Consider the following 20,744-nt stretch of genomic DNA (forward strand, 5'->3'; position numbering starts at 1 on the left):
TCCCGCGTTGCGTGTGTGATGATTCGGGGGAAATCATTGCTGACTGCTGGAAAGAGGGTTGACGCAGGTGAAGGGTCGCGTGCTCATCGTCGATGACGATCTGGCGCTGGCGGAGATGCTCGGCATCGTCCTGCGCAACGAGGGACTCGAGGTGTCCCACGTGGCCGACGGGGCCGGGGCCCTGGGGGCCTTCCGTGACAGCCGACCCGACCTGGTCCTGCTCGACGTGATGCTGCCCGGTCTGGACGGCATGGAGGTCTGCCGCCGGATCCGGGCCGAGTCGGGGGTCCCCATCGTCATGCTCACGGCGCGCACCGACACCGTCGACGTGGTCGTGGGGCTGGAGTCCGGCGCCGACGACTACGTCGTCAAACCGTTCAAGCCGCAGGAGCTCATCGCGCGCATCAGGGCGCGGCTGCGTCGCGGCGACGAACCGGAGCCCGAGCGGCTCGAGATCGGCGACCTCGTCATCGACGTGGCAGGCCACTCGGTCAAGCGGGACGTCACTGCGTTGTCCCTCACGCCGCTCGAGTTCGACCTCCTCGTCGCCCTGGCCCGCAAGCCGTGGCAGGTCTTCACCCGCGAGGTGCTCCTCGAGCAGGTGTGGGGCTACCGCCACGCAGGCGACACCAGGCTGGTCAACGTCCACGTGCAGCGGCTGCGCTCCAAGATCGAGCACGACCCCGAGCACCCCGAGATCGTCGTGACGGTGCGCGGCGTCGGCTACAAGGCCGGCCCGAACTAGCCATGTCCGAGTCGGCCCGTCCGAGGCCTGGTCGGACGCCGACACCGCGGTTGTCCGACCACCGCGCCCAAGGGCTGCGCGCTGTCCGCGCCATCCTGGGGCGAGCTCGACGCCGGCTGACGGTCTGGGTGCGGTTGCTGGCGCACCTGTGGCGGGCGTCCCTGCAGTTCCGGGTGGTGACCTCCACGATGCTGCTGGGCTTCGCAGTGGTCCTGCTCCTCGGCTCCTACCTCTTCTCGTCCATCTCCGACGGTCTCGAGCAGGACCGGATCGAGTCGGCCAAGCTCGAGGCCTCCCGGCTGACGACCGAGGTGCAGGGGAGCTTCGACAACAGCGACCGCACGAGCAGCGAGGGTGACCTCAACCTGCTGGCGCGGCAGGCCGTCCAGAGCGCTGCCTCTCCGGGGGGCGACAACGAGCGCTACCTCGTGATGACCCGCAGCCTCGACAACACGTCGAACACGTCGGTGCAGACGCTCTCCAGTGGACGGGTGGGGCTCCCGGTGGTCCCGATCTCGCTGCGCGAGGCGGTGCGCGCCGACCCACGTCGCCAACAGGTGATGCTGATCGGCATCACGGACCCCAAGAGCGGCGGGGACGTCCCGGCCGTCATCGTGGGCTCACAGGTCGAGGTGCCCCTCGCGGGGAAGTACGACCTCTACGCCGTGTTCCCGATGCAGCGCGAACAGGCGACCCTCGACCTCATCACCCGCACGTTCCTCATCGGTGGACTGGCCCTGGTCTTCCTCGTCGGCGTCATCGCCTGGGTCGTCACCAGGCAGGTCGTCAGCCCGGTCCGCCGTGCCGCCGTGGTCGCCGAGCGGCTGTCGTCGGGGCGGCTCAACGAACGCATGCGAGCGCGCGGTGAGGACGACCTGGCCCGCCTGGCGAAGTCCTTCAACGAGATGGCCGACAGCCTGCAGACCCAGATCCGCCAGCTGGAAGGCCTCTCCCGGGTTCAGCAGCGGTTCGTCTCGGACGTCTCGCACGAGCTGCGCACGCCCCTGACCACCATCCGGATGGCCGCCGACCTGATCCACGACTCCCGCAGGGGGTTCGACCCCGCGGTCTCCCGCTCGGCCGAGCTGCTGCACAACGAGCTCGACCGGTTCGAGGAGCTGCTGGCGGACCTGCTCGAGATCAGCCGGTTCGACGCGGGAGCGGCGGCCCTCGACTCCGAGGTCACCGACCTGCGGGCAACGGTCTCGCGGGCGGTGCAGTCGGCCCAGCCCATCGCCGACCGCTGGGGCAGCGCCGTCACCGTGACCTCGAACGGGCGGTGCGACGCCGAGGTCGACGCCCGTCGCGTCGAACGCATCCTGCGCAACCTGGTGGTCAACGCCCTCGAGCACGGGGAGGGTCGCCCCGTGGAGATCGCCATCGCCGTCAACGAGAGCGCGGCTGCCGTCACCGTGCGCGACCACGGCGTCGGCCTGCGCCCCGGTGAGGGTGCGCTGGTCTTCAACCGGTTCTGGCGTGCCGACCCGGCCCGCGCCCGCACCACCGGAGGGACCGGCCTTGGCCTGGCCATCTCGCTGGAGGACGCCCGGCTCCACGACGGCTGGCTCCAGGCATGGGGCGAACCGGGGGAGGGGTCCTGCTTCCGGCTCACCCTGCCCCGGCACGCCGACCGGCCGATCGTCGAGGCGCCACTGCCGCTGCGGCCGAGCGACGTGCCCGAGCCGCCGGCTGCGGCCGCGCGGCCGGCCGGCGTCCCCACGCAGGATGGCGCGTCGCCCCCCGTGGCGAGCACGCGGCATACCCCCACCGCGCCGTGGAGTCCCCGATGAGGCGCCGGTATGCCGCGAGCCTGGCCGTGTGTGGTGTGTTCGCCGTCGGCGCGTGCGGGGGGCTGTCCACCAGCTCGACCATCCAGCCCGGGCTCGAGGTCGGCTCGGTGCAGGAGAACGAGGTGCGGGTGGAGGTCAACCCGGTGGCGCCGGGGTCCTCGCCGCAGCAGGTGGTGCAGGGGTTCATCAGGGCCGCCGCAGCCAGTGACGACGGATACCAGGCGGCGCGGTCCTACCTCGGGTCCGGGCCCCAGGGCTCCTGGCGGCCGGACTCCTCCGTCGTCGTCTTCGGCTCCGACTCCGAGCTGACCTACACGCCGTCCTCCGACAACACCGTCACGGCTGTCGCCAACGCCATCGCGCGGATCGACGGTTCGGGTCGCTATCAGGAGCTGCCCCCGAGCTCGCGCGTGCAGGTCACCTTCGGACTGTCCCGATCGAGTGGGGAGTGGCGGATCAGCACGATGCCGGACAACTTCGGCACCTGGCTGAGCCGAGCCGACCTCGACCGGTTGTACGACCCGTTCCGCATCTACTACGTGTCCGCCGGCGACCACCGACTGGTGCCGGACGTCCGCTGGCTGCCGCTCGGCACCGGGCTGGCGACCAGGCTGGCCAGGTCGCTGCTCACCGGGGTGCCGAGCTACCTCAGGGGAGCAGTCAGGACCGACATCCCCTCAGGGACGCAGCTGGCGGTCGATGCGGTCACCATCGACTCGGGGACGGCGAAAGTCGACCTCGCGGCCACCCGGCTGGGCAACGACCCCGGCCAACGCCAGAACCTCGGCGCCCAGTTCCTCGCAACAGTCACCCAGGCGCCCGGCGTCGAACGCGTCGCGCTGAGGCTCGAGGGCGCCGACCTGCAGATGCCCAATGGCGAGAGCACGGTCGACTCGCTGTCGGCTCTGGGCTTCCCCACCCCGTCCGACCCGGTCGTCAAGCCCCTCCTACGCGTGGGGACGGCGTTGGTCCCCGTGGATCCCGATGACGTGGGCGACTCGGTCGAGCGGACCCCGCCGCCCGAGACGGCAACGCTGCCCGCGGTGCAACCGGGGTGGGCCTATCTGGCCATGTCCCGCAACGGTCAGGAGGTCGCGGCCGTCGGAGGCGACCGCGCCCAGCTGGCGCGGTGGCGTGGCAACAGCCAGGTGCAGCTCGTCTCGCCCGGCACGCGGCTGACCCGGCCGACCTACGACCGTGAGGACGTGCTCTGGGTCGCGGGTCGAAGCAACGGCACGACCAAGGTCTGGGCCATCAATGCCGCTGCCGACCCGGCGGACGCATCCAAGGCACTGCCCCGGGTCGTGGCTGTCGACTGGCTCGCAGACCGGTCGGTGGTGAGCCTGCGGCTCTCGCCCGACGGGCAGCGCCTCGCGGTCATCACCACCAAGGGGGACGGCACGGACCCACGCGTGGACGTGGCCGGAGTCGTGCGGCAACCGAACGGGCTGCCGGCCTCTCTGGCGGAGCCGCTCCGACTGGCGCCGACGCTGACCTTGGCCCGCGACCTCGTGTGGGTGGACGACGCCACGCTGGCGGTCCTGGGCCGGCTGACGCCCTCGCAGGTGGTCCGGCCATGGCTGGTCCCCCTGGGTGGAGCGATAGCCGCAGGGCCGGATATCGCTGGGGCACAGTCGATTACGACGGTCAACGGGGAGCGTGGACTGGTCGTGACAACCGACAAGCACCAGGTGCTCATCCGCGCCGGCAGCAGGTGGCAGCGGGTCGGCGAGGGCACCGACCTGGTGGTCGCCGCGAGGTGACCCAGGTTGCCGCGAGCTCGGTGACGCGCCGCGACGATCCATTCGCATAGCGCGCCACCCCCGGGGTGCCATCCACCGTTCGGACGATGCAGCCGTCGACCATCAGCCAGCGGCGTTGGACCCCAACAGCCGATGTGGCGCAGGCCCCGCAAACGGCAGTCTCTACCTCGGCGCAGTACCGCAGTGGTCTGAGCCGCGGGATACACAGCCTTTGAAAGGGATATCACAATGCTCAAGACCATCGCGAAGTTCCAGACCAGCGTCTTCCACGCCCGCACCTCTGAGCGTGGCGCGACCGCTGTTGAGTACGGCCTGCTCGTGGCCCTCATCGCCGCCGTCATCGTGGCCGTGGTTGCCACCCTCGGTGGCAAGATCAACAGCGCGTTCACGACTGTCAACACCGCAGTCTGACGTCGAAGTGGCCCGACCGCATCCGCTCCACACCACCATCTTCCACGCCCGCACGTCTGAGCGTGGTGCCACGGCCGTCGAGTACGGCCTCCTGGTCGCCTTGATCGCGGCCGTCATCGTCGCTGTCGTCGCCACCCTCGGTGGCAAGATCAACGACGCGTTCACAACCGTCAACACCGCAGTCTGAGGAAGTCGACGTGATGAGGATCAGCCGTCAGCATTTCGTGGAGCGTGGCGCAACCGCCGTCGAGTACGGCTTGCTGATGGCCCTCATTGCCGCCGTCATCGTGGCAACCGTCGCCCTGACCGGCGACAAGGTGTTGGCCCTGTTCACCTCGGTCAACTGGTGGTTGTGACAACCATGCACAACGTCAAGCGAGGTCGAGAGCGGGGAGCGGCTGCGGTGGAAATGGCCATCGTGCTCCCCGTCCTCATCGCGCTCGTTTTCGGAATCATCGACTTCTCCCGCATCTTCAGCGGCATCATCGCCGCGCAGCAGGGTGCCCGCGAGGGTGTGCGGCTCGCCGCCCTCGCCCCGAACTACACGAGTGCCCAGGCCAAGTCCCGGGCCGAGCTCGCTGGGGCCAACCCGATGGCCGGCAACATGACCGCCGTCGTCACGATGTGTCCCAATGCCAACGACTACGCGGCAGTAGCCGTGACGTTCCACTTCAGCGGCATCTTGTGGCAGGGCGGCGCAGGCAAGGACTACACCGAGACGGCCCAGATGAGATGCGGAGGCTGAGGATGCGACACACCCCACGCTGGTTGAGTGCGCGCCGCGAACGCGGCGCCGTCGCCATCATCGTCGTCGTCCTGTTCGGGACCGGTGTCCTGCTCGGCTGTGCCGCCCTGACGGTCGACCTCGGTCACATGAAGAGCGAGCGGCAACAGCTCCAGAACGGCGCAGATGCAGTGGCACTTTCGGTGGCCATCGACTGTGCCAAGCTGGCCAGCTGCCTCGCCGGTGACGCCACCAAGCGCCAGAACCTGGCCAACGGCAACGCCATGGACGGCACGACCTCGATCTCCCGTGCTGACGGCAACCCGGCCATCTGCGGCACAGCAACGGGCCTGCCCACCTGTCCCGCGCTGACGACGTCGCTCACCGACTGCGTCGCTCCCGCCACCATGCCCGCGAAGTGGGTGCGTGCCTACACCCGCACCCGTGAGGTCGGCGGTGGCACGATCCTGCCCTACTCCTTCGCCAAGGCGCTGAGTGGCCAGTCGAGCGGTGTCGAGGTGCAGGCCTGCTCCCAGGTGGGATTCACGGCAGGGTACGACCCGCTGAAGGTCATCCCCATCATCCAGTCGCTCTGTGCCTGGCAGGCCGCGACGAGCGGCGGCACGTCGTTCCCTCCGTTGCCGCCGTACACCCCGGCCGCCAGCCTGGGCGCCAACCCACTGCCCAAGATCCCGAGCGTCGTCGACTCCGCCCAGGTGGCCACGATCCAGATCATGACCGACCCCACAGCCGGCTCAGCGAACTGCGGCAAGTCCGGGCCGGGCCAGTACACCCCCGGTAACTTCGGGTGGCTCGACCAGGCGGGCGACTCGAACAGCACGTGTGTCGCGGAGGGTCTGAACGGAGTCATCGGAGGGACTGGCGGCGTGTCCTCCAGCCAGGGGTGCGCTGACATCCTGCCCCTCAAGGTGGGTTCGATCGTCTACATCCCGATCGCCCAGTCGAGCTCGGGTACCGGCCAGGGCACCACGTACACGCTCGCGGGCATCGCCGGCTTCTACCTGGCCGGCGTGGACTTCGAGGGCAACGCGGCCAACAAGCTCTTCAACGGCTACGACCCGGTCATCACGGACTCGAGCGGCAACGTCACGGTCGGCTGCACCAAGGACAGCCAGGGCTGCCTGTGGGGCTGGTACGTTGCGCCCCTTCTCCCTGGCGGCACTCCGGACCCGTCCGGTGGCAACGCCGGCCCCAAGACGATCAGCCTCCTCGGCTGACCACACCACGCCTCCCCGGCTGGACACCCCACGCCTTCTCGGCTGAACACCCAACGATCGAAACGAAAGACAGGCCCTCATCATGGGACGCAGGTTCCTCGCCATCATCGTCGCCGCAGTCGTGGCCCTCGTCGGGGTCGTCTCCGTCATGCTGTACGTGCGTGGCGCCGACGCCAGGGCGGTCTCGGCCCAGCAGCCAACGCTGGTCTACTACGCCAAGAAGGTCGTTCCTGCGGGCACGACGTTGAAGGACGCCAACCGCGAGGGACTGATCGAGCAGACCACCGTGGCTGCCAAGGGCGCGCCGGCAGGAGCCCTCAGCCAGGTGACCGACGCGAACAGCCCGTTGATCGCCCTCAGCGACATCCAGGCCGGTGAGTTCATCACCTCCGCCCGCTTCGGTGTGACCCCCGTGGGCGAGAAGGCCATCGAGGTGCCGGCCGGGAAGGTGGCCGTCTCCGTCGAGCTCAGCGACCCGGCTCGCGTCGGCACGTTCGTCACGCCCGGCACCCACATCGCCATCTTCACCTCCTACAAGATCAAGGCGATCGGCGACGACTCCAAGTCCAAGGCCCTCAACGAGGCCGACGTCCAGGGAACCAGCCTGCTGCTCCCCGATGTCCTCGTCATCGGCATGGGGCAGACGGCCCTCAACCCGGGCAACGCCAAGCAGGACTCGGCAACCGACAAGGGCACCGCAGAGTCGACGGCCCCGAGCTTCCTCGTCACCGTGGGTGTGACGCCGGCCGAGGCGGCCAGGCTGATCCACGGGATCAACAACGGCAACCTCTACGCCGCCCTCCGCGGCAGCGACCTCAAGATGGACGGCCTCAAGATCGTCACCGACCTCAACCTCTTCGACCTCTCCGGCGCCCTGCGATGACGATCCTCTGGGACACCGACCCCACGGCGCCGGACCGGCTCGGCTTTGCCGTCGGCGGGAACCTGGTCCGCGTCGAGAACGCTGCCGCCGTCAACCGCGCCATGCTGGACCACCCCGATGACCGCCTGATCGTCATCGGCCCAGAGGTCGACATGCCGGCTGCCTGCGACCTCGCCGAGCAGTGCCGGGTCGAGCGTCCGGACCTCGGGGTGATCCTGCTCCGTCGCCGGGTGGACGTGACGGTTCTCGCCCAGGCGCTGCGCGCCGGCGTCCGGGAGGTCCTCGCAGCTGACGACCTCACCGGCCTTGCCGATGCAGCCCGGCGCAGTCGGGACTTGTCGCAGAAGGTCACGGGCTACAGCACCGACGCAACCCGCGAGGGTCGGATCATCACCGTCTTCTCGGCCAAGGGTGGGGTCGGCAAGACCACCTTCTCGACCAACCTCGGCGCCTACCTCGCGTCCACGGGGGCCAAGGTGCTCGTGGTGGATCTCGACCTTGCCTTCGGCGACGTCGGGATCAGCCTCCAGATGCTCCCGCAGAACTCCATCTCCGACCTGATCAGCATGGCCGGCCACCTGGACGAGGCGGGCCTGAGGTCGATCGTGACGCACCACGAGTCCGGCCTCGATGCCGCGTGCGCGCCGGCCGAGCCCAGCGACGCCGACAGGGTGCCCGGCACCCTGATCGCCGAGGCGCTGCGCGTCGCGCGTCGCGCCTACGACTACGTCGTGATCGACACGCCACCGGCCTTCACCGAGCACGTCCTGGCCGCGTTCGACAACAGCGACCTGCTGGTGCTGATCGCGACCCTGGACATCCCGGCGGTCAAGAACCTGCGCCTCACCCTCGACACGCTCGACCTCCTGGGCAACCCGAAGGACTCGCGACTGGTCGTGCTCAACCGCTCGGACGCCAAGGTCGGCCTGCGGGCGGAAGACGTCGTCACCGCCATCAAGCAGGAGATTGCCGTGAGCGTGCCCAGCAGCACCGCGGTGCCGGCGTCGGTCAACCGTGGCGTGGCCATCGTCCTCGACGACCCCAAGCACCCCGTCAGCGTCGCGTTCCGCCACCTGGCCGACGAGTACCTGCGCCAGCGGGACGGAGCCGGCGTGCTGTCGGACGAAGGCGGCGCCGGGCAGCCCAAGCGCCGCAACGAGCGCTGGTCCCTTTCACGTGGAGGTAAGCGATGAGCCTCGCCGACCGGCTGGAGAGTGTCCGTCGCGGCCAGCAGCAGCAGAGCGCCGCGGCTTCGCACAACGCACCGGCAGCCCACGGCGAGAAGCTCCGCATCGCTGACCCGTTCGCAGCAGTCAAGGCCAGCGTGCACCAGGCCCTGCTCGACTCCCTGGGGCCCCAGCTCTACGACCCGCACCTGGACCAGAGCGAGCTCGAGAGCAAGGTCCGCCACACCCTGCAGGAGGTGATGGACTCCGAGGAGACCCCGCTCTCGCTGGCAGACCGCACCCGCATCGCGCAGGAGGTGGCCGACGAGATCCTGGGTCACGGTCCCCTGGAGCCACTGCTCCGCGACAGCGAGATCACCGAGATCATGGTCAACGGACCTGACCGGATCTACGTCGAGCGGGCTGGCAAGCTCTACCCCGTCGAGGCCCACTTCAGCAGCGAGGCGCACCTGCGCCGCACGATCGACAAGATCGTCGCTCGCGTCGGCCGACGCGTGGACGAGGCCAGCCCACTGGTCGACGCCCGACTGCCTGACGGCTCCCGTGTCAACGCCGTGATCTCGCCGATCGCCATCGACGGCGCGATGCTGACGATCCGAAAGTTCTCCACGGACCCGTTCACGGACAAGGACCTGATCGCGTTCGGGACGTTCACCCCTCGGGTGCGCGACTTCCTGATCGCCTGCGTCAAGGGTCGCCGGAACATCGTGATCTCGGGAGGTACCGGCTCGGGCAAGACGACGCTGCTCAACGTGATCTCCTCGTTCATCCCCGACGACGAGCGGATCATCACGATCGAGGACGCCGCCGAGCTGCAGCTGAAGCAGGACCACGTCCTGCGGCTGGAGGCGCGACCGTCCAACGTCGAGGGTCGCGGCGAGATCGCCATCCGCGAGCTCGTCAAGAACTCCCTGCGTATGCGTCCTGACCGCATCGTCGTCGGTGAGGTCCGTGACGGCGCCGCGCTGGACATGCTCCAGGCCATGAACACCGGTCACGATGGTTCCATCACGACCGTTCACGCCAACACCCCGCGCGACAGCCTCTCCCGACTGGAGACCATGGTGCTCATGGCGGGCGTCGACCTGCCGGTGCGTGCCATCCGCGAGCAGGTTGCCGGCGCCGTGGACCTGATCATCCAGCAGGCTCGTATGAAGGACGGATCCCGCCGGATCGTCGCCATCACCGAGGTTGCCGGCATGGAGACCGACGTCATCACCATGCAGGACCTGTTCACCTTCGACTACAGCGCGGGACGGGACGAACAGGGCCGGTTCCGGGGCTCGCTGGTCAGCACCGGACTCCGTCCCAAGTTCACCCAGGACCTCGTGGACCAGGGCATCACCCTGGCGGCGGACATCTTCGTGAGGGGCATGTAGGTGCGCATCAACATCCGTCCGACGGTGACGTTGGGCATCGCGGCGGTGGCCCTCGTGGGCCTGACCGTCACGGCGACGTCCGCCGGTGCGGCCCAGGACAACCCGGCGTCGGTCAGCTCGACCAAGGTCACCGGAATGACGGTCTCCGGGGTGCTCACCGTGCGTGGCGCCAAGGGCACCGGCTCGATCGAGGCCGCGAGTCTCAAGGCCACGCTCGCGGGACGTGAGGTGCCGATCACCGTGGTGCCGGTCGCCGCCACCAAGCGGGCGACGATGCTGGTCGTCGACACCAGCGGGTCCATGGGTGAGACCGGGATGGAGACCGTTCGTTCGGCGGTGAGTGCCTTCCTCGCCGAGGCGCCCAAGGATGTCGCCGTCGGGCTGGTGTCGTTCGCCGGCACCGCAGGTGTCGACGTCGCGCCGACCCTCAACCGCGCGACGGTCCAGAAGTCCGTCAATGCCCTCCGCTCACGCGGCGAGACGACGCTCTACGACGCCGTGGCGATCGCGGCCCGCGCCATGGGGCCCTACGCCGACCGCAGCATCATCCTGCTCAGTGATGGTGGCGACACCGCCAGCTCCAAGGCGACCAAGGCGTCCGCGACGGCAGCCCTGCGGGCCAGCGGAGTGCGCGCCGAAGTCGTCGGCTTCAAGACGGGGGAGAGCGACAACACCGTCCTCGCCGGTTTCGCGTCCGCAGGTGGCGGAACGGTGGCCGCCGCGGGCAATGCCGCGGCGGTGCGTGCTGCCTTCGACGCTGCCGCGAAGGCGCTGGACTCCCAGGTGAACTTCACCGTGGACGGCAAGGGCATCGCCAGCGCGAAGCAGGACCTCGTCCTGACCGGAGTCGCCGACGGCAAGCCCTTCACAGCCAACGCTGCCCTCGACTTCGGGGCACCTGCACCGGTCGTGCAGCAGACCCCCACCTCCGATGCCGCTCCTGCCGCTCAGGCCGCTGCCCCGAAGTTCTCCGGTCCCGGTGGCCTCTCGCCGCTGCTGATGGCGGGGTTGGTCGCGATCTTCGTCGGCATCATCGGCCTGGCGATGGCGTTCGTCATGAGGACCCCGACCGGCGGTCGGCGCAGCCGGGTCGCCGGCATCGAGCAGTACGTCGCGGGGCCGACCGTCATGTCCGCCACCGCCGCCAAGGCGTCCCCCAGTGCACTGTCCGAGGGTCTGGTGAGCCTGGGCGAGCGCGTCATGGAGGGTCGTGACTCGACCACGAAGACCATGTCGCTGATCACCCGCGCAGACCTGCCGCTGAGGGCAGGGGAGTGGTGGGTCCTGCGGCTGGTCGCCCTGGTGGTGGCCATCAGTGGCTCGGTGATCCTCTTCCGTGGGGGCACCATCGCGACCATCCTGGCGATCGTCCTCGGCTTCGTCGTGGGGTACTTCCTGCCGGCTTTCGTGTTGCGCTTCCTGGCCAAGCGTCGGGCGAAGAAGTTCGAGAACCAGCTCCCCGACCTGCTGATGCTGGCAGCGAGCAGCCTGGGCACCGGGTTCTCCCTGGCCCAGGCGGTCGATGCCATCGCCAAGGACGCCTCCGAGCCGTCGGCCAAGGAGTTCTCCAGGGCGCTCGCGGAGACGCGCATCGGCTCGGAGATCAGCGACGCGCTCGAGCGGGTGGGCGAGCGGATGGACAGCGAGAACATGCGCTGGACCGCCCTGGCCATCAACATCCAGCGTCAGGTCGGCGGAAACCTCGCCGAGACGCTCAGGACGACGGCCAAGACCCTCAGGGAGCGCGAAGAGCTCAAGCGGCACGTCCGGGCGCTGTCGGCGGAAGGCCGCTTGTCGGCATACATCCTGATCGGTCTTCCCATCGGCCTCTTCTTCTACATGCTCAAGGTCAACTACCTGTACGTGTCCCTGCTCTGGACGAAGCCGATGGGCTGGGCCATGTCGGCAGTGGGGCTGACCGCCATGGCGATCGGCGTCATCTGGATGAAAAAAGTCGTGGACGTGGAGGTCTGAGGATGCTGCTCATCATTGGAGTTGGAGCCGTCTTCATGGCCCTCATGACCCTGGTGCTCGCCTTTTCCCTGGGGAGCGGCCAGACCACCGGTGTCGCGCGATCGCTCGCCATCATCGAACGTCAGCTCGACCCGCACGAGGTGGCCCGCGAGGAGCTGCCTGCCATGGAGCGGCTGGCGCTGCCCATGCTGGCCCAGACGCGCCGGCTGGCTCAGCGACTGTCTCCGTCGGGCACGACCGACCGGATCCACCGTCGCCTCGACCTCGCAGGCAACCCCCCAGCGTGGACCCCCGAGCGCATCATGGGCGCCAAGGGGCTCGGGCTCTTCATCGGCGCGCTGCTCGGCCTGGCCATCGGACACCTGACCCTGCGAGGCCTCGGGTTCGCCGCAGGTGGCGGCGCCTTCATGTTCTTCCTCCCCGACATCCTGGTCTACAACATGGGCTTGAAGCGCCAGAACGAGCTGCGGATGGGCCTGGCCAACGCGCTGGACATGCTCACGGTGTGCGTCGAAGCGGGTCAAGGCTTCGACGCGGCCCTGCTCCAGGTCGCTCGCTCGGCCGAGGGTCCGGTCGCCGGCGAGTTCGCCCGCGTCCTGTCCGAGATCCAGATCGGCAAGTCACGTGGCGATGCGTTCAGCTCCCTTGCCCAACGCACGTCGGTGCCGGAGGTGAAGACCTTCATCACGTCGCTCGTGCAGGCCGACCGGTTGGGTCTGCCGATCGCCTCGGTGTTGCGCGAGCAGTCGGTGCAGATGCGCCTGATCCGACGTCAGCTGGCCGAGGAGAAGGCCCAGAAGGTGCCCGTCAAGATCCTCTTCCCCATGCTCTTCTGCATCTTCCCGGCCCTCATGATCGTGGTCATCGGCCCCGGCATCATGCGCATGATGGACGCGTTCGCCGGGAAGTTCTGAGGCAGGCGCTCGCCTTCCGACACGCCAACAGGCGGCATTGCTGAGACTGCTCAGCGGTGCCGCCTGTCGTGTGAGGTGACTCGGCTCAGCGGCCGCCGCGGCCGATCGACTCGGACTTGACCAGTCCCAGGCGCAGGGCCGACATCACGGCCGAGGCACGGTTGTGGGCGCCCAGCTTCTCGTAGACCTTCGACACGTGCGTCTTGACCGTCGACTCGCTCATGTAGAGCTTCTTGGCCACGGCGGCGATCGAGTCGCCGGCGACCAGCCGGTCCAGCACCTCGGCCTCGCGGGGCGTCAGCCGCGGCTTGTCACTGGAGTCGCGACGACGCAGGGCTTCGGCCAGGCCGGTCGCCATGAAGGCGTCCGGTGCCACGGCGGCGCGACGGACTGCGGCGATGACCTCGTCCGACGGGGCGGACTTCAGGACCAGGGCCGACGCACCGAGGTCGAGGGCCTCGAGCAGCGTCTCGTCGTCGTTGTGCATCGTCAGGACGACGATGCCCAGTCGTGGGGACGCCTCGCGCGCCGCCCTGGCCATGACCAGGCCGGAGCCGTCGGGCATGGACACGTCCACGACGAGGACGTGGATCAGGCTCTGGGCCAGCACGGTGCGGCCTTCGGCGATGCCACCGGCCTGCCCGACCACGGACAGGTCCGGCTCGCTGTCGATCATCCTGCAGACGGCTTCGCGGACCAGGGTGTGGTCATCGATCACCACGACGTTGATGGTCATGAGGGCTGGGGGATCCTTTCGTTGGACAGCGTGGCGGAAGGGGCTGCGCCGCGGGCCCGCATGCGCATGCGGAGGGAGACTCCGTCTCCCGCATAGGGCTCGACGGAGATCTCGCCACCCAGGCCGTTGAGGGGGTGGTCGGCGAAGTCGCGTTCGGTCAGTGAGGTCGTGCCGTCGTGCGACATCCAGAGCTCCACCCTGGGTGCCGCGACGTTGAGGCGCACCTCGACGGTCTGCGCGTTGAGGGAGTGCCGGGCATCGGCCAGCATCCGCAGGAAGAGTCGGTAGATGAGCACCTCGGTGTGCGCTGGCAGGCGGAAACCGGTCTCGCTCAGGTGCATTCGCGTCGTGACTCCTGACGACGAGCCGAAGTTCTGGAGTCGGGCACCGATCATCGCGCCCAGTCCGGTGTCGGGACGCACCGCGATCCGCAGGTCGCCGATGTGCAGTCGCAGGTCGGCCAGCACGCGGGACACATCGACTCGGAGCGCGTCCAGCTCCTCGGCCAGGGGCGACCCCTGGGCGCGCGCGTTGCGACGCACCGCGTCGATGCCGAAGCCGAGCGCCACCATCTCCTGGGCGATCCCGTCGTGCATCTCGCGCGCGAGGCGCTCGCGCTCCTCCAGGCCGGCGCGCTCGCGCAACCCGGCGAACAGCACGGAGAGGTCGATGTTGGCCGCGTGCCGGCTGGCAACCGCGCCCGCCGCGGCGAGGTCCTCCTCCGTGAAGGGCGTGACCAGGGGCCGGTCCGCGACCATCAGCCCGAGCCGGTGGCCGTCGCCGTCGTGGAGCGGGACGACGATGACCGAGCGGGCCACCAGGTCGTCCTTCCACTGCGCGAGGGTGGGCACGCCCTGGTGCCACGCCGGTGCGAGGACCGAGTCCCGTTCCATCGGGTCGGGCCAGGGGGTGCGGTCCGCCCCACGGATCGCGAGCGGCACGGCGGGGTCGTCGCCGTAGCCCACCAGGATGGCGCTGCGTGCCGCGCGCATCTGGTTGCTGAGGTCCTGGAGGGCCATCTCGGCCGAACCGGGGGCGTCGAAGCCGGTGTCGAGGGTGTCGGCGAGCTCGTGCAGGCGCCGCAGCAGCAGGCTGGCCTCAGCCGCGACGTTCGGGTCGACGGGTAGCGCCACGCCCTCCATCCGGTGCGACCAGGCTCCCAGCAGCCCGAAGACGAGGGCGACCATGGCAGCGAGCAGGATGGCCTGGCCCTCGGCCAGGTCCAGCCGGGCCAGCCACCACGCGGTCGCGAGGCCGGAGGCCAGGCCGACGGCCGAGATCTCCAGGGCGCCCCGCCGACCCAGTCGCAGCCCAGCGTGGAACGCGGGGACGAGGATCAGGATCTTCGACCAGGGCCCGGTGTAACCCATCGCGAGCCCGGCCACCACGGCACCAGCGACGAGCAGCCCGGTCATCTGGATGCGGCGGGTGGCAGTGTCCTTGGGACTGAGCACAGGCAGGGCCGAGGCCGCGAGGTCGAGCGTGACGGTCAGGAGGATCCAGGGAAGGCCTCCGAGGATGTCGTTGCTGACCGACGCGAACATGGCAGCCACGAGCGCGATGCCGATGCGAATCCGGGTGGAGACGGCGAGATGGGGCAACCACCGCATACCCGCCTCCCGTCTCGCGTCCCCGGCACCCAGCAGTTGTCCACAGGCCAAGGCCCAGACTAGTCGTGTCCACAGGCTTCTGCCTCCGAATCGACGCCAACACACCGCGCCGCCACGATGGGGGACATGGCGCCGCCCACCCCTGTGCCTGGGGCGATGAGGGCCCTCACGGACCTGGCCCTGCCGGTCAGCTGCGCGGCCTGCGGCCAGCCTGACGACGCTGTATGCCGCGGGTGCCTGGAAGCGCTCGAGCGGAGCCTCTGGTTCGGGGGCCCGCGACAGGTCCATCCGGACCCCTGCCCCTCCGGCTTCCCGCCTGTCTCAGCGAGTGGTCCGTACGGTGGGCCGCTCGCCGCAGTCGTGACGGCCTACAAGGACGACGGTCGGCGCGACTGCGGGCTGTTGCTCGGGGAGCTCCTCGGCCGGGCCCTCGATGCCGCTGTCAGCGCCTGCCGGTCAGGGGTCGAGGTCCTGGTGCGCCACAACGGTCCACTCCTGGTCGTGCCCGTCCCCTCGTCCCGGACCTCCGTACGCGCTCGGGGCGACGCGCCACTGGTGTCCGTGGCCGCCCACGCGGTCAGTGGCTTCGCCGCCGACGAGGCCGTCGTGGCCCCGGCGCTGCGACTCCGGCGCCGGGTCGCCGACCAGGCCGGGCTCGGCGCGCGCGAGAGGGCGGTCAACCTCGAGCGCTCCATGGCCGTGCGGCGGCACTGGGCGCAGGTGGTCGAGGGTGCCGTGTGCGTCGTGGTCGACGACGTGCTCACCACGGGAGCGACGCTTGTCGAGGCGGCCCGGGCGCTGCGCTCGGCCGGCGCGGCGACGGTCGTCGCCGCGACGATCTGTGCCACCCAGCGGCGGAACCCGACGCCCAGCCAGCGCACCACCAACTCCCGGTAAAGGCTCAGCCAATCCCTGTGTCGCAATCGCCCGGCGTGGTCTAAGTTCGACGTATGGCCCCCCTGGCCCCCGTGCACGTCACGCAAACAGGGCGCCTCGGACGCGGTCCGACGGGCGCCCTCTGGCAGGGAGCGGAGCCCGCACCGCCGACGTCCGAGTCCCCGACGTGGGCGACCACCGGGTTGCTTCCCCTCGTGTCGTCAGAGCGTGGGTGGTGCCGCGGCTGAACCCGGGCCACGCCGCCCGATTCGAACTCCCGCCGAAAACCATGGAGGACACCGTGGAGATTGTCGTCACCGGACGCCACATGCAGGTCTCAGACCGATTCCGTGACCACCTCGACGAAAAGCTGGCCAAGATCCCACAGCTCGCGCCGCGCGTGCAGCGCGTCGACGTGATCGTGAGCCACGAGTCGAACAAGCGCCAGGCCAAGGCCTGCGAACGGGTCGAGATCACCTGTCACGTGAAGGGCCCGATCGTGCGGGCCGAGGCATGTCTTGACGACAAGTACGCAGCGCTCGACGTGGCGCTGGACAAGCTGATGGAACGGCTGAGGCGGGCCCAGGACCGCAAGCGCGTGCACCGCGGGAGGCACGCGCCCGAGTCGGTGTCCGCCGCCACGGCGCGGATCCAGGAGCCGGCGCAGGGCGGGGGCGAGGACCACGTCCACGAGGTCGGTGGTGAAGGGGACCCCTTCGGCGCCCAGGGCAACTCGCCCGTGGAGATCCGCGAGAAGATCCACGCGACCGTGCCGATGGCACTGGACCAGGCGGTCCGCGAGATGGAGCTCGTCGGGCACGACTTCTACCTCTACCACGACGAGGAGACCGACCAGCCGAGCGTCGTTTACCGCCGCAGGGGTTGGTCCTACGGCGTCATCCACCTCGACGTCACCGACGACGAGGGTGTCGCCCGCAAGGTTTCCTGATTCCCACGCTCGACGACGCCGGGCGAGCCCTCGCGGCTTTCGCCCGGCGTCGTGGCACCGTCATGACAGTATGTGGCTCGTGACGAATGGGAATGGTGGTGTGACGAGCGGGGCGGACCCGATCAGGGTCGTCATCGCCGATGACCACGTCCTCTACCGCCGTGGCCTGCAGATGGTCGTCTCGCAGGACCACGACATCGAGATCGTCGGCGAGGCCGGCGACGGCAAGGAAGCGGTGGACCGCACCGTCGAGCTGCTGCCCGACGTCGTCCTCATGGACGTCCGGATGCCGCACACCTCGGGCATCCAGGCCTGCCAGACCATCAAGGCGCTCGTGCCGTCGACCAAGATCATCATGCTGACGATGTCCGACGAGGAGTCCGACCTCTACGAAGCGGTCAAGGCAGGAGCCAACGGCTACCTCCTGAAGGACGTCCCGGGCGAGGAGATCGCCGACGGCGTGCGCGCGGTCTACAACGGCGACTCGCTCATCTCGCCCTCGATGGCCTCCAAGCTGCTCGCAGAGTTCGCCCAGATGAGCAAGCGCCAGGGGGAACGACCCACCGGGGTAGGGGCGCCCCGGCTCACCGACCGCGAGCTCGAGGTCCTGCGGCTCGTGGCGCGGGGGATGGCCAACAAGGAGATCGCGCACCAGCTGTTCATCTCCGAGAACACCGTGAAGAACCACGTGCGCAACATCCTCGAGAAGCTCCAGCTCCACTCGCGCATGGAGGCGGCCATGTATGCCGTCCGCGAGAACCTCCTCGAACCCGGCGAGTGACCAGCGGCGCACGTGCTGTGACGACACCTCCGTCCCTGCGGCTGACGCGCGCCCAGGCGCGCCGGATCGCCTTGGCAGCACAGGGATTCACCGACCCCAGGCCCGCCCCGGGGGCGGCCACGATGCGTCACGTGCAGAAGGTCATCGACCGGGTGCAGATCGTCCAGATCGACAGCGTCAACGTCCTCACGCGCAGCCAGTACCTGCCCTTCTTCTCGCGGCTGGGTCCCTATGACACCGCGCTCCTCGACCGGGCGCGCGACCGGTCGCCCCGACGGCTCGTCGAGTACTGGGCCCACGAGGCCAGCCTCATCCCGCCCGCGACGTGGCCGTTGCTCGACTTCCGCATGCAGCGCGCGCTGCACGACGCGTGGGGTGGCATGCAGCGGGTGGCCCGGGAGCACCCCGAGCTGGTCGCGGCCGTGCTCGCCGAGGTCACGGCTCGCGGACCGCTCACCTCACGCCAGCTGGAGGCAGCCCTCGAGCACGACCTGCCGCGCCAGCGCGACGAGTGGGGCTGGAACTGGTCGTTGGTCAAGAGCGCCCTCGAGCACCTCTTCTGGGCGGGACAGGTCAGCTCCGCGGGCCGGACCAGCCAGTTCGAGCGACGGTATGCCGCCGTGGACCGCGTGCTGCCCGGCCACCTCGCCGCAGCGGCCGCGGACCCGGCAGGCCGACCGCCGCACGACGTCGCCTTCAAGGAGCTGATGCTGATCGCCGCCCGCGCCCACGGCGTCGGCACCGAACAGTGCCTGAGGGACTACTTCCGGCTCAAGCCGCACCAGTCCCGCCCGGCTCTGGACGCGCTCGTCGCGGAGGGGACGCTGGTCCCGGCGACCATCGAGGGGTGGAAGCGACCGGCCTACCTGCACGTGGAGGCGCGCCGCCCCCGCACGGTGAGTGCCCAGGCGTTGCTCAGCCCGTTCGACTCGCTGATCTGGCAGCGCGATCGCACGGCGGCGATCTTCGGGATGGACTTCCGCCTCGAGATCTACGTGCCGGCGCCGATGCGAGTGCACGGCTACTACGTGCTGCCGTTCCTGTTCGGCGACGAGCTCGTCGCGCGGTGCGACCTGAAGGCAGACCGCGCCGCCGGAGTGCTGCGGCTGCAGGCGGTGCACTGGGAGCCGGGGGCGCCGCCGGAGGCGCGTCCCGCCCTCGACGACGAGCTCGCCCTGATGGCCGGCTGGCTCGGGCTGGCCGGGGTCGCCTGACGCGGGGCTCTTGCCCGAGCCGACGCTGGCGGGATCCGGCGGACGGTTGTCCGGAAAGCGGTGTCCACGGGAACGTTCTGGCAGATATCCTGCGACGGTGACGATTCCTGCCGCGACTGAGGCCACGACAACACCCCGACGTCCGCAGGTGCACCGCGCCTGGTGGGTGGCCGCCGTGATCCTGGGAGCCCTCGTGGCCGCGGCAGGGTTCCGATCCTCGACCGGCGCTCTCCTCGAGCCCCTCGAGTCCGAGTTCGGATGGTCGCGCGCCACCACCTCGGGGGCGGTCACCGCGAACCTGGTGATCTACGGCCTCACCGCCCCCTTCGCGGCGGCGCTCATGGAGCGGTTCGGCCTGCGCCGGGTCGTCAGCCTCGCGCTGGTCCTGGTCGCAGTCGGCAGCGGTCTCACGACGGTGATGACCGCGCCGTGGCAGCTGTGGCTGCTGTGGGGTGTCTTCGTCGGGGTCGGTGCCGGTGCGATGGCGCTGGTCCTCGGTGCCGTCGTGGCGAACCGGTGGTTCGTCGAGTCGCGGCGGGGGCTGGTGACCGGCATCTTCTCCGCGGCGGGGGCAGCCGGACAGCTGGTCTTCCTACCGGGCATCGCGGCGCTCGCAGCCGGTCCCGGCTGGCGGTATGCCGCGCTCGTGGTCACCGGCGCCGCGCTCCTCCTCGTGCCCTTGGTGGTGTTCGTCGTCCGTGACAGGCCTGCCGACCTCGGCCTGCGCCCGGTCGGCGCGCAGCCGGGCGACGTGCTCGACGAGCCGGCCACGCGGCATACCGGGGCGCAGGTCGGACCGGCGGCCCTCGCCATCCGCACCCTGAGGGCCAGCGTGCGGTCACGGACCTTCTGGATCCTGTTCGGCACCTTCTGGATCTGTGGCTGGTCGACCAACGGTCTGATCGGCACCCACTTCATCCCCGCCGCCCACGACCACGGCATGCCACAGACGACGGCTGCCAGCCTGCTCGCCCTCGTCGGGGTCTTCGACCTGGTCGGCACCATCGCGTCCGGCTGGCTCACGGACAAGGTCGACCCGCGGCTGCTGCTGTGCGGCTACTACGGCTTCCGGGGGCTGGCACTGCTGTTCGTCCCCGCCCTGCTGGGTCCGGACATCCACCCCAACCTGTTCATCTTCATCGTCTTCTACGGCCTCGACTGGGTGGCCACGGTCCCGCCGACGATCGCCTTGTGCCGCAGGCACTTCGGCGTCGCGCGCTCGGGCGTCGTGTTCGGCTGGGTCTTCGCCGCACACATGGTCGGGGCCGGCGTCGCGGCGAGCTACGCCGGCTGGGTGCGGCAGAGCACCGGCGACTACTTCACGGCCTGGCTCACGGCCGGCGGCCTCTGCCTGTTCGCGGCACTGGCCTGCCTGGCCATCGGGAAGTCGCCGGAGCGCGGCTCGTGGAGCTCCGAGGGTGAGGACGCCGAGGTCGCCGCCATCGCCTGACCGGGCCGACGCTGCGCGCGCAGCGGCCCCGGTCGGGGTGAGCCGGACGAGTCAACCGAAGGTAGGAGCCGGGTCCGCATCCTCCGCGCGACCTCCTCAGCCTTGCTACCGTGCCGCGGG

General features: G+C 69.8%; 20 protein-coding genes. 18 read left to right on the forward strand and 2 right to left on the reverse strand.

The window, feature by feature from the left end; genetic code table 11:
* The first annotated feature begins 67 nt into the window (after positions 1-67).
* The 13 genes from mtrA (at position 68) to AC1DWP_RS13670 (ending at position 13,008) form a co-directional block, all read left to right on the forward strand.
* Positions 68-745, forward strand: coding sequence for an MtrAB system response regulator MtrA (mtrA, locus tag AC1DWP_RS13610; RefSeq protein ID WP_477615010.1), 678 nt, complete (start codon positions 68-70; stop codon positions 743-745).
* 50 nt (positions 746-795) lie between these two features.
* Positions 796-2,535: an MtrAB system histidine kinase MtrB gene (mtrB, locus tag AC1DWP_RS13615; protein ID WP_477615011.1), complete on the forward strand. Its 1,740-nt coding sequence runs from the start codon at positions 796-798 to the stop codon at positions 2,533-2,535.
* A complete protein-coding gene (locus AC1DWP_RS13620; protein ID WP_477615012.1) occupies positions 2,520-4,298 on the forward strand; it encodes an LpqB family beta-propeller domain-containing protein in 1,779 nt (592 codons plus the stop codon). The genes mtrB and AC1DWP_RS13620 overlap by 16 nt, the downstream gene beginning before the upstream one ends.
* A 228-nt stretch (positions 4,299-4,526) precedes the next feature.
* Complete coding sequence (locus AC1DWP_RS13625) at positions 4,527-4,709, forward strand: Flp family type IVb pilin (protein ID WP_477615013.1); 183 nt, start codon at positions 4,527-4,529, stop codon at positions 4,707-4,709.
* A gap of 7 nt (positions 4,710-4,716) precedes the next feature.
* The gene (locus tag AC1DWP_RS13630; RefSeq protein ID WP_477615014.1) at positions 4,717-4,896 is read left to right on the forward strand and encodes a Flp family type IVb pilin; all 180 of its coding nucleotides are present in this window, start codon (positions 4,717-4,719) and stop codon (positions 4,894-4,896) included.
* A 13-nt stretch (positions 4,897-4,909) separates the two neighbouring features.
* Positions 4,910-5,065, forward strand: a complete 156-nt coding sequence (locus AC1DWP_RS13635; protein WP_477615015.1) for a Flp family type IVb pilin — start codon at positions 4,910-4,912, stop codon at positions 5,063-5,065.
* Between the two features lie 5 nt (positions 5,066-5,070).
* Positions 5,071-5,454: a TadE/TadG family type IV pilus assembly protein gene (locus AC1DWP_RS13640; RefSeq protein ID WP_477615307.1), complete on the forward strand. Its 384-nt coding sequence runs from the start codon at positions 5,071-5,073 to the stop codon at positions 5,452-5,454.
* Between the two features lie 2 nt (positions 5,455-5,456).
* Complete coding sequence (locus AC1DWP_RS13645; RefSeq protein ID WP_477615016.1) at positions 5,457-6,671, forward strand: pilus assembly protein TadG-related protein; 1,215 nt, start codon at positions 5,457-5,459, stop codon at positions 6,669-6,671.
* Between the two features lie 82 nt (positions 6,672-6,753).
* On the forward strand, positions 6,754-7,554 hold the full coding sequence (gene cpaB / locus AC1DWP_RS13650; protein WP_477615017.1) for a Flp pilus assembly protein CpaB: 801 nt from the start codon (positions 6,754-6,756) through the stop codon (positions 7,552-7,554).
* Entirely contained in the window at positions 7,551-8,747 is a 1,197-nt protein-coding gene (locus AC1DWP_RS13655) for a CpaE/TadZ family protein (protein WP_477615018.1), read from the forward strand. Before cpaB ends, AC1DWP_RS13655 begins: the two co-directional genes overlap by 4 nt.
* Complete coding sequence (locus AC1DWP_RS13660) at positions 8,744-10,120, forward strand: CpaF family protein (RefSeq protein WP_477615019.1); 1,377 nt, start codon at positions 8,744-8,746, stop codon at positions 10,118-10,120. The genes AC1DWP_RS13655 and AC1DWP_RS13660 overlap by 4 nt, the downstream gene beginning before the upstream one ends.
* A complete protein-coding gene (locus AC1DWP_RS13665) occupies positions 10,121-12,094 on the forward strand; it encodes a type II secretion system F family protein (RefSeq protein WP_477615020.1) in 1,974 nt (657 codons plus the stop codon).
* A gap of 2 nt (positions 12,095-12,096) precedes the next feature.
* A complete protein-coding gene (locus tag AC1DWP_RS13670) occupies positions 12,097-13,008 on the forward strand; it encodes a type II secretion system F family protein (RefSeq protein ID WP_477615021.1) in 912 nt (303 codons plus the stop codon).
* Between the two features lie 85 nt (positions 13,009-13,093).
* Here the strand turns inward: AC1DWP_RS13670 and AC1DWP_RS13675 are convergent, their stop codons facing one another.
* Positions 13,094-13,744, reverse strand: coding sequence for a response regulator transcription factor (locus tag AC1DWP_RS13675; protein WP_477615022.1), 651 nt, complete (start codon positions 13,742-13,744; stop codon positions 13,094-13,096).
* Positions 13,741-15,354 carry a sensor histidine kinase gene (locus AC1DWP_RS13680; RefSeq protein ID WP_477615023.1) on the reverse strand — a complete coding sequence of 538 codons (1,614 nt, stop codon included), beginning with the start codon at positions 15,352-15,354 and terminating at the stop codon, positions 13,741-13,743. Before AC1DWP_RS13680 ends, AC1DWP_RS13675 begins: the two co-directional genes overlap by 4 nt.
* 126 nt (positions 15,355-15,480) lie before the next feature.
* Here AC1DWP_RS13680 and AC1DWP_RS13685 point away from each other — a divergent pair, with 126 nt between their 5' ends.
* The 5 genes from AC1DWP_RS13685 to AC1DWP_RS13705 all read left to right on the forward strand — a co-directional run bounded on the left by AC1DWP_RS13685 (position 15,481) and on the right by AC1DWP_RS13705 (position 20,624).
* Positions 15,481-16,251 (forward strand): ComF family protein, encoded by a 771-nt coding sequence (locus tag AC1DWP_RS13685; protein ID WP_477615024.1) that lies wholly within the window; start codon positions 15,481-15,483, stop codon positions 16,249-16,251.
* A gap of 280 nt (positions 16,252-16,531) precedes the next feature.
* On the forward strand, positions 16,532-17,179 hold the full coding sequence (gene hpf, locus AC1DWP_RS13690) for a ribosome hibernation-promoting factor, HPF/YfiA family (RefSeq protein ID WP_477615025.1): 648 nt from the start codon (positions 16,532-16,534) through the stop codon (positions 17,177-17,179).
* Between the two features lie 100 nt (positions 17,180-17,279).
* Positions 17,280-17,960, forward strand: coding sequence for a response regulator (locus AC1DWP_RS13695; protein WP_477615026.1), 681 nt, complete (start codon positions 17,280-17,282; stop codon positions 17,958-17,960).
* 131 nt (positions 17,961-18,091) lie between these two features.
* Positions 18,092-19,174: a winged helix-turn-helix domain-containing protein gene (locus AC1DWP_RS13700; protein ID WP_477615027.1), complete on the forward strand. Its 1,083-nt coding sequence runs from the start codon at positions 18,092-18,094 to the stop codon at positions 19,172-19,174.
* A 97-nt stretch (positions 19,175-19,271) separates the two neighbouring features.
* Positions 19,272-20,624, forward strand: a complete 1,353-nt coding sequence (locus AC1DWP_RS13705; RefSeq protein ID WP_477615028.1) for an MFS transporter — start codon at positions 19,272-19,274, stop codon at positions 20,622-20,624.
* The last annotated feature ends 120 nt before the right edge of the window (positions 20,625-20,744 follow it).

Source organism: Pedococcus sp. P2_F6, from assembly GCF_056403675.1.

What these genes read in the sequence shown, in the direction of transcription:
- AC1DWP_RS13625 (WP_477615013.1), top strand. Translation starts at nt 4,527, where the DNA reads ATGCTCAAGACCATCGCGAAGTTCCAGACCAGCGTCTTCCACGCCCGC.
- AC1DWP_RS13635 (WP_477615015.1), top strand. Translation starts at nt 4,910, where the DNA reads ATGAGGATCAGCCGTCAGCATTTCGTGGAGCGTGGCGCAACCGCCGTC.
- AC1DWP_RS13640 (WP_477615307.1), top strand. Translation starts at nt 5,071, where the DNA reads ATGCACAACGTCAAGCGAGGTCGAGAGCGGGGAGCGGCTGCGGTGGAA.
- AC1DWP_RS13645 (WP_477615016.1), top strand. Translation starts at nt 5,457, where the DNA reads ATGCGACACACCCCACGCTGGTTGAGTGCGCGCCGCGAACGCGGCGCC.
- cpaB (WP_477615017.1), top strand. Translation starts at nt 6,754, where the DNA reads ATGGGACGCAGGTTCCTCGCCATCATCGTCGCCGCAGTCGTGGCCCTC.
- AC1DWP_RS13655 (WP_477615018.1), top strand. Translation starts at nt 7,551, where the DNA reads ATGACGATCCTCTGGGACACCGACCCCACGGCGCCGGACCGGCTCGGC.
- AC1DWP_RS13660 (WP_477615019.1), top strand. Translation starts at nt 8,744, where the DNA reads ATGAGCCTCGCCGACCGGCTGGAGAGTGTCCGTCGCGGCCAGCAGCAG.
- AC1DWP_RS13670 (WP_477615021.1), top strand. Translation starts at nt 12,097, where the DNA reads ATGCTGCTCATCATTGGAGTTGGAGCCGTCTTCATGGCCCTCATGACC.
- AC1DWP_RS13675 (WP_477615022.1), bottom strand. Translation starts at nt 13,744, where the DNA reads ATGACCATCAACGTCGTGGTGATCGATGACCACACCCTGGTCCGCGAA.
- AC1DWP_RS13680 (WP_477615023.1), bottom strand. Translation starts at nt 15,354, where the DNA reads ATGCGGTGGTTGCCCCATCTCGCCGTCTCCACCCGGATTCGCATCGGC.
- AC1DWP_RS13685 (WP_477615024.1), top strand. Translation starts at nt 15,481, where the DNA reads ATGGCGCCGCCCACCCCTGTGCCTGGGGCGATGAGGGCCCTCACGGAC.